This is a genomic window from Streptomyces iconiensis (genome assembly GCF_028657195.3).
GTDB classification, from domain to species: domain Bacteria; phylum Actinomycetota; class Actinomycetes; order Streptomycetales; family Streptomycetaceae; genus Streptomyces; species Streptomyces iconiensis.
Genome location: NZ_JANCPR020000036.1, coordinates 73,014 through 84,689 on the forward strand (window position 1 = coordinate 73,014; position 11,676 = coordinate 84,689).

Genomic DNA, 11,676 nt, shown 5'->3' on the forward strand with positions numbered 1-11,676 from the left:
GTCCACCGTACGCGACCTGCGTCCCTCCGCGCCACGCGCCCGTCTGCCCCCGCTCGTTGCGCTTCCCGATTTGCCTGCGGACTTGCGTGCGGACTTGCCTGCGGACTTGTATGCGTTACGCATACACTTTGGGGATGGAGTCAGCACTGGAAGCAGCCATCAGCGAGTGGCACGCGGGCGTGAACGACGGCGACCCTGAGCGGGCGGCGAGCACGGTCGGTGATCCGGTCGTCGTGCTCGGCCCGAAGGGCGCGGGCTCGATCACCTCCTCGCAGTTCGCGGAGTGGGTGGAACGCTCGGGGATCACGCTGGTCCCGCGGTCGTGGCACCCGGTCGGTGAGCGCCTCATGGTCGTGGAGGAGGACGCCACCTGGCCCGGGAGCAGCGCCCCGACCCGGGTGGCGACGGTGTTCCGGGTGTCCGGTGCGAAGGTGACGGCCTCGCTCCGGCTTCCCGACCTGCGGTCGGCGCTGGAACTGGCCTACATCTGCCGCGAGATGGCGGCCACCGAATGACGGGTCCAGGGCCGGGAGAGGCGCTGTTCGCTTTCGTCAGGCACTGGTCGCGCAGGTCGATGGCCGGCGGCGACGGGCTCGCCGAGCAAGGCCGGCTCGTGCTGGTCACCGAGGCCGTCCACACGCTGACCCAGCGCGGCACCGAGGCAACGGTCAATGCCGTGGCCCATGAGATCGGCATCGACCAGAGCGGCGCTTCGCGCCTGGTCAAAGGCGCGACAGAGGCCGGCTACCTGACCATGCGGGCCCCGGAGAACGACGGCCGCCGCCGCCGCGCCACGGTCACCCCGTCCGGCCTGACCCTGCTGAAGCGCGCCCACGACTGGCAGGAACAGGTCTTCGACGAACTGACGGAAGGCTGGAGCGAACAACAGCGCCGCGACTTCCAGCGGGCGATGCAGGACCTGATCGACCGGTCCTACGCACTGGACGTATGACCCGCACCAACGTGCCACCGCGCCCTCGCGCCCTCGCGGCGACGGTGACGGGGCCGACCGCCACGACGGCGGCCAGCACGTGCAGGGAGAGGAGGAGCTTGGCCACGGTCAGTGTTCCGTCACCGTTCGCACGGCGGTGGTACGGCGAACGCCGGTGACCTTGGAGGAGGGGAGGCGTCCGGCCTTGGAGGTACCGGTCAGGGTGTCGCCGTCGACCGTGACGGCGAACGCCAGGTTCAGCCGCATGGGTTTGGTGATGGCCTGCCTCCAGCTGAGTACAGGCCCAGGTCAAGGCCCGAGGTGACGCCGGCGCCCGTGACCAGGTCGCCGTCGTCGACGACGCGGGCGCTGACCGCGTGGACGCCGGTGGCGTCGAGCATGTCCGGACCCCCGGGGCCGTCAGCGAACCGGCGCCCTCACTTCATAGGGAAGAGCCGCGGCTTCCGTTTGGCGGCGACGTCCTCGGCCCAGCCGAAGGCCGCCATCAGGAGGCCGATCAGGGGCCAGATCACGACGAACATCAGTGCCGCGTACGAGCCCTCCAGAAGACTGCTGAGGGACTTCGAGTCGGAGATGGCGTCGATGTTCCACAGCACGTCGATGATCGGGATCGTCGCGATCAGGGCGATCTCGTGCCACAGGTAGAGCGTGACGGCACGCGAGTTGGCGAGCGTGATCGGTTTGTCGAACCGGGCGAGGACGCCGGGCAGGCGCTCCCAGCTCGGGCTGATGTGCAGCAGAAGCAGGCAGAAGCCGAACGACCACAGGGCGTTGGAGAGCGGGATGTCGTTGAGGTCCCAGCCGTCGGGCCCCAGGTGTCCGGTCGCCCACCAGAAGCCGACGGCCATGAACACCGGGGCCACCGACGGTACGACGTAGCGCGGCAGTTGCCGCAGCAGTCCGTCCTGGTGTGCGAAGCCCAGCACCCAGCACGAGCCGTACACACCGAACGCCGTGATCGCCTCGCCCGTCTCACCCGGGATCGTGACCAGGTCCGTGCCCACGACCGCCGTCAGCGCGAGCGGTGCCAGCAGCGTGGCCCAGGGCAGACGGCGGAACGCGCGCAGGAGCAGCGGCGAGAGGAGAACGAACCACAGGTAGGCGCGCAGGTACCACAGGGGGCCCGCGGCCTGGACGGCCCATGTCTCCTCCAGCATGCCCCCGTTGCTCCCGATCTCCCACGGGAACGAGGGTGCACCGATCGGCACGATCCAGCAGGCGATCCGTGCCCACCACCAGAACTCGTCGCCCTTGGTGGGACGCCAGCCCTGTACGGCCAGGATGCTCAGGACGACGACGCCGTAGACCCACAGCGGCAGCAGGAGACGGCGTATCCGGCCCCTGATCACGCTGATCGCGGGGCGCTTGAGCGAGCGGGCCATCAGGGAACCGGCCAGCGCGAACATCACGCCCATGGACGGGAAGACCAGGGTCAGCCAGGCCCAGCCGAACGTGTGGTAGACGACGACGCGGAGCAGAGCGAGCGCACGCAGCAGGTCGAGGTACCGGTCGCGGCCCGGCGCCCGCCCGGGAGCGCCCTTCGCGCCTGCGGCACCCTTGCCGCCCTTGCGGTGCGTACCGGACCCGCCGCCCTTGCTGGCCGCCTCCGGACCCGGTACCGGGCCCGGCTCGGCCGTCGCGTACTCCCGCAACGACAACGTGTCCGCATCCGCCTGCGGCCCGGTGGCTGCATACTGCCCGGGCACGGCATGCGCCCCGAACTCATGAGCGGAACGAGGGGAGTTCACAGGGCACCCGCCTTCTCACGGCCCGACGTGGGCGCCGCCTCGACGGCGCCCGTACGGCGAAGCTTCTGCCAGCGCAGACGCCCGCCCGTGAGCGCGGTGATCCAGGACTGGAGCAGCACCACGTACATCAGCTGGCGGTAGAGGATCTGCTGGAGCGGAAGCGATACCAGATGGCGCATGCGTTCGTGGTCGAGACGGAACGCGTAGGCGGCGCAGACGCCCTGGATGGCGAGGACACCCGCCCACGCGAGGGCCGTCTTCGCGGAGGGCCCGAACACGAGCCCGTACACCAGGAACACGTCGATGAGCGGCGCGAGCAGCGGTGCGAACACCATGAAGAGCGAGACGAACGGCAGGCCGACCCGGCCGAAGCGCCCGGAGGCGCCGCGTTCGACGACAGCGCGGCGGTGCTTCCAGATCGCCTGCATGGTGCCGTACGACCAGCGGTAACGCTGTGACCACAGCTGCTGCACGCTCTCGGGCGCCTCGGTCCAGGCGCGCGCGTTCTCCGCGTAGACGACGCGCCACCCGTCACGGTGCAGGGCCATGGTGACGTCGGTGTCCTCGGCGAGCGTGTCGTCGCTCATGCCGCCGACGCGCCACAGCGCGGTGCGCCGGAAGGCACCGACGGCGCCGGGGATCGTCGGCATGCAGCGGAGGATGTCGTACATGCGCCGGTCGAGGTTGAAGCCCATCACGTACTCGATGTGCTGCCAGGCGCCGATGAGCGAGTCACGGTTGCCGACCTTGGCGTTGCCGGCGACCGCGCCGACGGACGGGTCGGCGAAGGGCTGGACCAGCTCGCGCACCGTGGTCGGTTCGAAGACGGTGTCGCCGTCCATCATGACGATGAGTTCGCAGGTGGCGTGGCGTACACCGTTGTTGAGCGCGGCGGGCTTGCCCGCGTTGGCCTGGCGTACGACGCGTACGTTCGGCAGCCGCAGCGCCTCGACGATGTCGGCCGTGCCGTCGGTCGAGCCGTCGTCGATGACGATGACCTCGACGGGATGGTCGCTGGCCGCGAGGGAGCGCACGGTGTTGGCGATGCACTCGCGCTCGTTGTAGGCGGGCACCAGCACGCTCACCGGTTCGGTGACGGGGAAGCGCCCCCACACGAAGTCGCGTTTGCGCACCTTGCGCGCGTGTATCGCGGACAGCAGCAGCATCAGCCCGAAGCGGGAGAAGACGAGGACGCCGACGATCGCGAGCGCGACGACGAGGAAGCTCATCGCGTTCTCGGAGACGCCGACGGCGAGCACCCAGGACTTGCCCTTCCAGCGCTCGAAGCCGCTGACGGGCGTGTGCGCGCTGGGCGCCTTGAGCGCCTCGGTGAGGTTGGCGAACTTGTAGCCCTTGCCCGCCATTTCGGGCAGCCACTTGTCGAGGGCCGCGACGGTCTGCGAGCGGTCACCGCCCGAGTCGTGCATGAGGACGATGGCGCCGTCGCCGTCCTTCTTGGGCGTGGCACGCCGCATGATCTCGCCGACACCGGGGCGCTGCCAGTCCTCGGTGTCGGTGTCGATGAACGTGGTGATGTAACCGCGCTTGGCGATGTACTGGGTGACGGGCCACGACTCGTCGTCCAGCGCGTCGGCCGTGGACGAGTACGGCGGCCTGAACAGCGAGGTCCGTACGCCCGCCGCGCCCTGCAGCGCCAACTGGTTCTGGGACAGCTCCCAGTCGATACGGGACGTGGACTGGTAGGACAGGTCGGGGTGGTTGAAGGTGTGCAGCCCGACCTCGTGCCCCTCCTGGACCATACGGCGTACGAGATCGGGGTAGCGCGAGGCCATGGTGCCGGTGACGAAGAAGACACCGTGCGCGTCGTGTTCCCTGAGCTTGTCGAGGACCTTGGGCGTCCACTCGGGGTCGGGCCCGTCGTCGAAGGTCAGCACGAGCGTGTGGTCGGGCACCCGGTGGCTGATGGGCTTCTCACCGCGCGCGTCGAGCACGGGCCCGCCGGAGAGGATCTCTTCGGGCACGTTGTCGATGGAGGCCGGCGGCCGTACGCGGTGATCGGCGAGGAACTCGCTGTGCACGTAGCCGCGCAGGAGCAGCATCGCGACGACGGCGACGAGCAGCAGCGAGGGCAACAGGTAGCGCAGCGGAAGGCGCGTACGACGGCGCCCACGCGCGGCGGTCCCGCCCACGGCTCCCCTCGCGGCCCCGTTCACGGCCCCGTTCGCCGTCCCGACTGCCGTTCCGTTCGCCGCCTGCCGCCCGCTCTTGCCCCGTTTGTGCTGGGCGCGGGCCATCAACCCACCCCGCCGACGGCCGCACCGGTCTCACCCGGGTCCGGATCGCCCGGACCGCCCGGATCGGTGCCGGGATCGGGGTCGGGCGGCGGGTCCTCCGTCTTGGGGGGCTTGGGCGAGTTCGGCGTCGTCTTGGGCGGCGGCTTCGTCGTCCTGTTCTTGGGCGGGTTCACCGGGTTCCTGGTGACAGGCGTACGCCCGGTCTCCGCACCGCCGCCCGTCCCCTCGGCGGCCGGCGCGTCGGAAGAGACATCGGTGGGAGGCGTGGAGGGGTCGGGAGTCGGGTCGGCGACCACTTCGGGCGCGCTGCTGCGGCTCTTGGAGGGAGAGGGGTCGACCTTGTCGGACGCCTTCTTCTCCGGCCCCGGTATGAGCACGTCGGGGGCGCCCGCGTCCCCACCCGCGAGGCTGATGCCGAGCACGACGGCGTAACCGAGGCTGGCCACACCCAGCAGCCAGCCGAACTTCCGCAGCAGCCTGCGGCGTCCGCCGCTGCTGTCCACGAACACGGGTTCGGGCTCGTCACCCCTGCTGGGCGCACCGGTCAGCGCGGTCGGCAACTGAACGGTGACGTCATGCGTCACCCGCCCACCCTGCCCCGAACCGGCCGCACCGTTGGCCGCACCGCCGGCCACACCCCGGGAAGCTCCCCTGGGAGCGCCCCTGGAGGCGTCCTTGCGGAGTGCCCGGTTGTTGAGCGCGACGGTCTCGTCGACACCCTCGCCGTACGAGGCGGCCGTGCCCTCGGCCGCGGTGGCCGCGGGGTAGGCGGTGGTGGCCGCGGGGTGCGCGGAGTGCGGGGCGGTGGCCGCGGGGTAGGCGGAGTGCGCCGTAGTAGCCGCGGGGTAGGCGGTGGTGGCGTCCTCGGCGCCGTGGCCCGGGAACGCCGAGACGGCCGAGACCGCCGGGAACGCAGTGGTCGCGTCCTCAGCGCCTGGCGCGAGGTACGCCGGAGTCCCAGCGACCGCCGGGACCGCGGTGGTCGCGTCCTCAGCGCCGTACACGGGTGCCGCGCCCTCGCTCACGCCGTACGCGGCTGTCATGCCCTCCGCCGCTTGGTACGCAGCTGTCGGCTGCTCCGGTATGCCGCCCGGCGCCTGCTGCCCCGCGGCACGGTGACTCGTACTGCCCCCGCTGTGTCTCGGGTGCCTTGACTGTCTTGACATAGTTCCTGCGCCCGCCCCCCACGGTTCGAGCACGCCCCCTCCTACCGAACGGGCAATCTAGCGCATCAATCCACCCAAAGACTCATCGGTCCGTCGTTCCCCCAGGTCTACATCCAGCCTGTGACATGGAAGTCTCCCTCCACCCCCGAGACGGACATCACACCCTCCGCAGGCTTTCCCTCGGCGCGCGCGCACCGTTCCGGCACAGCGTTGACGGCGAAATGCCGCCAGCCCGCTCCGCGGCCGGCTGCTGGACTCACCGCACCAGCACCGGATGCGTTCACGACAGGAGCGAGGCCATGCCAGCAGCCACCGCGCACCCCCGGGCCAACGGGCTCCCGGCGAAAGTCCGTTCGCCACTGCACGGCTGGCTGGCCGTCACCGCGACGACGTTGGGGATCTTCTCCCTCGTCACCACCGAGATCCTCCCGATCGGCCTGCTCACGCCGATCGGGAACACGTTCTCCCTCTCCGACGGCACGGCCGGGCTGACGATGACGCTCCCCGGGATTCTCGCCGCCGTCGCCGCGCCCACCGTGACGATGGCGACCGCGCGTATCGACCGGCGTCACATGCTCTGCGCCCTGATGCTGCTGCTCGCTCTCGCGGACCTGCTGGCTGCTGCCGCACCCGGCTACGGGCTGATGCTTGTCTCCAGGGCCCTCGTCGGCGTCGTCATCGGCGCCTTCTGGTCGATCGGCGCCGGCATCGCGCCGCGCCTGGTACCCGCCGAGCAGGTCGGCAAGGCAACGGCAGTGATCTTCTCAGCCGTACCGCTCGGCTCCGTACTGGGTGTGCCCGCCGGAACGTTCCTCGGCAATCTCGCGGGCTGGCGGGTCGCCTTCGTCGCGATGGGCGTGCTCACCCTCCTCGTCCTCGCCGCGCTGCTCGCGCTCCTGCCGCCCCTGCCCCCGCGGCGCGTCACCCGCCTCGCTGTGCTGCGCGACATGCTCGGCTCACGCCAGGTCCGGGTGGGACTGGCCGCGACGTTCCTCATCGTGACCGCGCACTTCGGCGCCTACACGTACGTGACCCCGTTCCTGCAAGACGTCACACACGCGGGCCCGCAGCTCGTCACCGTGATTCTGCTGGCGTACGGCGCGGCGGGCATAGCCGGCAACTTCCTCGCGGGCGCCCGCGCACGGCGCGCTCCCCGCCGGACGTTCAGCGCCGCCGCGCTACTGCTCGCGGCGGCCACCCTGCTGCTCCCCCTCGCCGGAACGGGCCCGTCCGGTGCGCTGGCCCTGCTTCTCCTCTGGGGCCTCGCCTATGGCGCCGTACCGGTCTGCTCCCAGACATGGTTCGTCACGGCCGCACCGCACGCCCCGGAAGCCGCCTCGGTCCTCTTCACCTCGTCGTTCCAGGCCACCATCGCCCTCGGCGCTCTCGCCGGCGGCCTCGTCGCGGACACCGCGTCCACCTCCACGATCATGCTGCTGGCCGGCCTCACCGCGCTCCTGGCGGCAGCGGCACTGTGCGCCTTCGGCAGACAGGGAACCGGAATCCGTGACGGCCGCGCGTGAGGGCCACCAGGAGGCGCAGGTCACGAGGTGGCGCACCGCTGCTGCTGTGCGAGTCTCGGCAACTCCGAGCGCTGTCACGCCGCACACTTCTGTTCGCGCAGGACGCGGTCCAGATAGTCCTGCGTGAACCGCTTCAACGCGGCGTGGCGGTCCGACAGTTTCTCCGGGGTCTTGATGCCGAGGTAGATCTCCACGGCAAGGGTGCTCCCCCTGCCCCTACCGGGACAGGACTCCACCGCCAGAACTCCCTGATCGGCGAGGCGTGCATCGTCGCCGATGGCGACCTTGCGCGGGTTGCCGTACCCGTAGAGCGTTTCCCTCTTCACCTCGATGGGATCGGTACCGGCCGGGACGATGTCCCACCTGACCCACACCGCTGTCTCGTACGTGCCGTCCTCCTCCCGTTGCACCGACAGTTTGCAGCTCTGGCGGTTGCCGTCGGAAGTTCCGCCCGTCACCGACACCTTGGTACCCGTCGGCATCAGCGGAGAGAGGAGATCAGCGTTGATCTCCTCCCCGCAGATCTTGTCGGAGACTGTGTAGTCCCGCCCCTGTGCGCATCCGGCAATCCCCAGCAGGAGAACGCAGGAGGCAATTCCGGAGAGCAGGGCGCGACGGCGTGCGGACATTCTCCGGCGTTCTCCTACTGTCGGCTTCCGGTAACGAAAAGCTGCCACACCCCACAGCCGATCTCAACAAGGCGCCGTCCTATCCACCTTGATGTCCGGACGGGCCCAAACCCGCACCACCGGCGGCGAGATGCCGGGTCGGGAGCCGCCCATTCCCGATCGTGATGCGGATCGCGCACCGGGCGCCCGCACTCGCGCTTCACCCGGGACACACGCCCCGCACTCAATGGGCCCGCGCCGCGTCCCCCGCGGCGAACTCCGCCCACACCACCTTGCCGGGCTCCCGCTCCCCCACGCCCCACTTGTCGGCGAGCGCTTCCACGAGCATCAGCCCGCGCCCGTTCTCCCCGTCGGGCCCCGGCCGGTCCACCTCCGGAGAACCCTCACCGCTGTCGTGCACCTCGACACGCAGCACGTCATCGCGTTCCAGCCACAGCATGAGCCGGAACCCCCTCCCGGGCGGCACCCCGTGTACCAGCGCGTTGGTTGCCATCTCGCTCACGCAGAGCAACACCTCATCCCTCCGTTCCTCCACCTCCCATGCGCTCAGCGCGGCCCCCACGAAGCCCTTCGCGGCAGGGACGGAGCGGCGCTCACGCCGGTAGAAACGCTCACGGAATTGAGGGAGTCGGTTCTGGCCGTTCATGAGGCGACGGTGGCGCAGTGTGACTAACGTGTAACAGTGCGGCGACCCGTACAGATTAGTTGTACGGGCTGCTGCGGGCCGAAGCACGCCTGTACCGGGGGAGTTTGAACGTCATGAACCAAAAGAAACGGGGCAAGAACGCCTCCGCCATGAAGCTCGTGGGCGAGCTGCTCGCCCTGTTCCGCACCGCGAACGGTTACACCCAGCGCGCCCTCACCGACGAGGTCTGCGCGGAGTACGACACCATCGCCTCCATCGAACAGGGCCGCCGCCCCCTGAAGCTCGACCTGGCCCGTCAGCTCGACCAACTGCTCGGCACGCAGGGCGCGTTGGAGGTGGCCGTCAACAACATGCCGGAGGTGGACCGGTATCCGCTGTGGGCCGAGGAGTTCATCGACCGCGAGCATGCCGCGGTGGCCATTAGCTGGTTCGAGAACCAGGTCATCCCTGGCCTGCTCCAGACCGAGAGCTATGCCCGCGCGGTATTCCGCACCAAGGTGCCGCCGCTCGACGCGGACGAGACCGAAGTACAGGTGGCCGGGCGCCTGCAACGGCAGGACATCCTTCAGCGGAAGGTGCCCCCATCCGCCAGCTTCGTCATCTCGGAGGCCGTACTGATGGATCGCCTAGATGAATGAGTCCAAGGGGTGTCGTTGCGGTCAGTGATCGTAGGCAGTCAGTGATCGTTTGATCAGCTGCCTGGTCTTGTCGTTGTGCCAGATCGCCGCCGTGAGCGCGAGGATCCGGCACAGGACCCGGACGGTGACCCCGGCCGGGGTCTTGCCACCATGTCGTTCCAGGTCAAGCTGGCCCTTGAAGGTCTGGTTGATCGACTCGATGACCTGCCGCAGCGGCTTGAACAGGTGCGCCCCGGCCCGCTCTGCTTCTCCCTTGCGGGCCGGCCGCAGCAACTCCAAGTGACGCTCAGCGAGGTCGTGCTCGAACCCGTGGCCGTAATAGTTCTTGTCACTGATGATCGTCTGGCCGGGGTGGGAGGCGGCTACGTCGGGTGCGGTGTCGAGCATGCCGCGCAGCGTTTCGCGTTCGTCGGCCTTCGCCTCGGTGAGGGCGAACAGGACCGGCAGGCCGCCGAGTGTGCACACCAGGTGCAGTCTCAGGCCCCAGAAGTACCGGGAGTGCGACGCACAGTAGCCGTACTCGGCCCAGCCCGCCAGGTCCGACCGCTCAGCTGTCCCGCGAGAGCATCCGCAGCTGACCGGGGTGGAGTCGACCACCCACACGTCGTCGCTCCACAGTGTCGTGTCCGTGGCCAGGATCCGGATCACGCTGGTGAGCAGGGCAGACGCATTGCGTAACCGTTTGTTGTAGCCGGACTGCTGGGGCACGTAAGGGAACAGGTGGCCGAAGTCCCGCTCGATGCGGCGCAGCCAGCGCCGCTCGGAGGTGTAACCGAGCAACGCCGACATGACCGCGAGCGTGACCAGTTCGGCGTCACTGAGCGTGGGCACGATCCCGACTGCCGGGCGCCACGGGGCCAACCATGGCGAAGCCTTCAACTCGTCGTCGATCCGGGCATAGAGTGCTGTCGCGAGGGTGTCCAGGTCTGTCTTCACACACTGACATTGGGCGCCCTCGTCCTATGCCCGCAGGCCATCCCTTGGACTCATTCATCTAGGCGGTGACAATGTCCGGCGCGAGCTGCTCCAGCACCTGATCCACTGCGCGGACTTGCCGGGCCTGTCGCTCCAGATCATGCCTATGGGGAGGGAAACGCACGCTGGCTTGGCAGGCCCCTTCATCCTGCTCGAAACTCCCGACCACGAGCACCTCGGCTACATGGAAACCCAGCGCGGCAGCATCCTGGTATCCGACCCGGATGAGGTCAGTATCCTGGCGCGCAAATATGCGATGCTGCGAACCCAGGCCCTCAACACCGAAGACTCCAAGGGCCTGTTGGAGCGGCTGCTAGGAGAAGCATGACAAACGCACCGACCGCGCCTGAAGCCAGCAGCCTGGCGTGGTTCAAGTCCAGCTACAGCAGCGAAGAAGGCGGCGCCTGCATCGAGGTCGCCTACGACTGGCGCAAGTCGAGCTACAGCGGAACAGAGGGTGGCAACTGCGTCGAGGTCGCCGCACACCCCGAGGCCATCCACGTCCGCGACTCCAAAGCGGGCGAACACGGCCCCACCCTCACCCTCATCCCGGCCGCATGGGCCCACTTCACCACGCACACCGCCGCGCCGAAGGCATAAACCACAGCGCACGCGGAAGCCTCCAAGTACCCGGCGACAGCGGCGACTTGGAGGCTTTCTCATGCAGGAGCATCACCGCGTCACTTGGCAGAAGTCCAGCCACAGCGGTAGCGAAGGCGGCAACTGCGTCGAGGTTGCCTACGACTGGCGAAAGTCCAGTCACAGCGGCAGCGAAGGCGGCGCTTGCATCGAAGTCGCCTACGACTGGCGCAAGTCGAGCCACAGCGGTGAAGAAGGCGGCAACTGCGTCGAGGTCGCCGCACACCCCGAGGCCATCCACGTCCGCGACTCCAAAGCGGGCGAACACGGCCCCACCCTCACCCTCACCCCGGCCGCATGGGCCCACTTCACCACGCACACCGCCGCCACATCGCGGGCGTAACCCGCGCGCGGGGAAGCCGCACACGCGGAAGCCGCCTCACAGGCGTAACCCGCGCACGCGGGAAGAGCCCCAACTGACATGTCAGCAAGGGGTGTTCGAACGCACCCGCCTGCAACCGTTCAAACGCTCTACATGTCCTGTACGTCAGAGAGCCCCCATTTC

The 11,676-nt window shown here is 69.2% G+C and carries 14 protein-coding genes and 1 pseudogene; 7 read left to right on the forward strand and 8 right to left on the reverse strand.

All coding sequences use genetic code 11. The features are described from left to right. Positions 1–134: 134 nt before the first annotated feature. Together NMN56_RS30070 and NMN56_RS30075 are read left to right on the forward strand one after the other, a co-directional pair. On the forward strand, positions 135–515 hold the full coding sequence (locus tag NMN56_RS30070) for a nuclear transport factor 2 family protein (protein WP_274046015.1): 381 nt from the start codon (positions 135–137) through the stop codon (positions 513–515). After that, a complete protein-coding gene (locus NMN56_RS30075; protein WP_280842888.1) occupies positions 512–952 on the forward strand; it encodes a MarR family winged helix-turn-helix transcriptional regulator in 441 nt (146 codons plus the stop codon). Before NMN56_RS30070 ends, NMN56_RS30075 begins: the two co-directional genes overlap by 4 nt. A 108-nt stretch (positions 953–1,060) precedes the next feature. On the opposite strand, the gene NMN56_RS30080 is transcribed toward NMN56_RS30075, so the two are convergent. From NMN56_RS30080 to NMN56_RS30100, 5 genes and pseudogenes are all read right to left on the reverse strand, one after another. Further along, positions 1,061–1,198: a hypothetical protein gene (locus tag NMN56_RS30080; RefSeq protein ID WP_274046013.1), complete on the reverse strand. Its 138-nt coding sequence runs from the start codon at positions 1,196–1,198 to the stop codon at positions 1,061–1,063. 29 nt (positions 1,199–1,227) lie between these two features. Next, positions 1,228–1,341 (reverse strand): annotated as a pseudogene (locus NMN56_RS30085) (DJ-1/PfpI family protein); the annotation flags it as partial. A gap of 27 nt (positions 1,342–1,368) precedes the next feature. Then, positions 1,369–2,610, reverse strand: a complete 1,242-nt coding sequence (locus NMN56_RS30090) for an acyltransferase family protein (protein ID WP_430542744.1) — start codon at positions 2,608–2,610, stop codon at positions 1,369–1,371. A gap of 86 nt (positions 2,611–2,696) precedes the next feature. Then, entirely contained in the window at positions 2,697–4,805 is a 2,109-nt protein-coding gene (locus NMN56_RS30095) for a bifunctional polysaccharide deacetylase/glycosyltransferase family 2 protein (RefSeq protein ID WP_488199817.1), read from the reverse strand. Between the two features lie 149 nt (positions 4,806–4,954). After that, positions 4,955–5,998, reverse strand: coding sequence for a hypothetical protein (locus NMN56_RS30100; RefSeq protein WP_274046011.1), 1,044 nt, complete (start codon positions 5,996–5,998; stop codon positions 4,955–4,957). 422 nt (positions 5,999–6,420) lie between these two features. Between NMN56_RS30100 and NMN56_RS30105 the strand changes: the two genes are divergently transcribed. After that, complete coding sequence (locus tag NMN56_RS30105) at positions 6,421–7,644, forward strand: MFS transporter (RefSeq protein ID WP_274046010.1); 1,224 nt, start codon at positions 6,421–6,423, stop codon at positions 7,642–7,644. Positions 7,645–7,718: 74 nt separating this feature from the next. Here NMN56_RS30105 and NMN56_RS30110 read toward each other — a convergent pair whose 3' ends face one another. Beyond that, positions 7,719–8,273 carry a hypothetical protein gene (locus NMN56_RS30110; protein ID WP_274046009.1) on the reverse strand — a complete coding sequence of 185 codons (555 nt, stop codon included), beginning with the start codon at positions 8,271–8,273 and terminating at the stop codon, positions 7,719–7,721. 223 nt (positions 8,274–8,496) lie between these two features. Then, positions 8,497–8,919 (reverse strand): ATP-binding protein, encoded by a 423-nt coding sequence (locus NMN56_RS30115; RefSeq protein ID WP_274046008.1) that lies wholly within the window; start codon positions 8,917–8,919, stop codon positions 8,497–8,499. Positions 8,920–9,032: 113 nt separating this feature from the next. Between NMN56_RS30115 and NMN56_RS30120 the strand changes: the two genes are divergently transcribed. Further along, a complete protein-coding gene (locus NMN56_RS30120; RefSeq protein ID WP_274046007.1) occupies positions 9,033–9,557 on the forward strand; it encodes a helix-turn-helix domain-containing protein in 525 nt (174 codons plus the stop codon). Positions 9,558–9,578: 21 nt separating this feature from the next. Here NMN56_RS30120 and NMN56_RS30125 read toward each other — a convergent pair whose 3' ends face one another. Continuing rightward, positions 9,579–10,493 carry an IS982 family transposase gene (locus NMN56_RS30125; protein ID WP_274046006.1) on the reverse strand — a complete coding sequence of 305 codons (915 nt, stop codon included), beginning with the start codon at positions 10,491–10,493 and terminating at the stop codon, positions 9,579–9,581. A gap of 52 nt (positions 10,494–10,545) precedes the next feature. On the opposite strand from NMN56_RS30125, the gene NMN56_RS30130 reads away from it, so the two are divergent. The 3 genes from NMN56_RS30130 to NMN56_RS30140 all read left to right on the forward strand — a co-directional run bounded on the left by NMN56_RS30130 (position 10,546) and on the right by NMN56_RS30140 (position 11,514). Next, complete coding sequence (locus NMN56_RS30130; protein WP_430542745.1) at positions 10,546–10,860, forward strand: Scr1 family TA system antitoxin-like transcriptional regulator; 315 nt, start codon at positions 10,546–10,548, stop codon at positions 10,858–10,860. Further along, positions 10,857–11,132, forward strand: coding sequence for a DUF397 domain-containing protein (locus NMN56_RS30135; RefSeq protein WP_274046005.1), 276 nt, complete (start codon positions 10,857–10,859; stop codon positions 11,130–11,132). The genes NMN56_RS30130 and NMN56_RS30135 overlap by 4 nt, the downstream gene beginning before the upstream one ends. Positions 11,133–11,193: 61 nt before the next feature. Further along, positions 11,194–11,514, forward strand: coding sequence for a DUF397 domain-containing protein (locus NMN56_RS30140; RefSeq protein WP_274046004.1), 321 nt, complete (start codon positions 11,194–11,196; stop codon positions 11,512–11,514). The last annotated feature ends 162 nt before the right edge of the window (positions 11,515–11,676 follow it).

Coding starts and splice junctions, on each gene's coding strand:
- NMN56_RS30115 (WP_274046008.1), bottom strand. CDS start 8,919: ATGAACGGCCAGAACCGACTCCCTCAATTCCGTGAGCGTTTCTACCGG.
- NMN56_RS30120 (WP_274046007.1), top strand. CDS start 9,033: ATGAACCAAAAGAAACGGGGCAAGAACGCCTCCGCCATGAAGCTCGTG.
- NMN56_RS30140 (WP_274046004.1), top strand. CDS start 11,194: ATGCAGGAGCATCACCGCGTCACTTGGCAGAAGTCCAGCCACAGCGGT.
- NMN56_RS30105 (WP_274046010.1), top strand. CDS start 6,421: ATGCCAGCAGCCACCGCGCACCCCCGGGCCAACGGGCTCCCGGCGAAA.
- NMN56_RS30110 (WP_274046009.1), bottom strand. CDS start 8,273: ATGTCCGCACGCCGTCGCGCCCTGCTCTCCGGAATTGCCTCCTGCGTT.
- NMN56_RS30075 (WP_280842888.1), top strand. CDS start 512: ATGACGGGTCCAGGGCCGGGAGAGGCGCTGTTCGCTTTCGTCAGGCAC.
- NMN56_RS30080 (WP_274046013.1), bottom strand. CDS start 1,198: ATGCGGCTGAACCTGGCGTTCGCCGTCACGGTCGACGGCGACACCCTG.
- NMN56_RS30070 (WP_274046015.1), top strand. CDS start 135: ATGGAGTCAGCACTGGAAGCAGCCATCAGCGAGTGGCACGCGGGCGTG.
- NMN56_RS30100 (WP_274046011.1), bottom strand. CDS start 5,998: ATGACAGCCGCGTACGGCGTGAGCGAGGGCGCGGCACCCGTGTACGGC.
- NMN56_RS30135 (WP_274046005.1), top strand. CDS start 10,857: ATGACAAACGCACCGACCGCGCCTGAAGCCAGCAGCCTGGCGTGGTTC.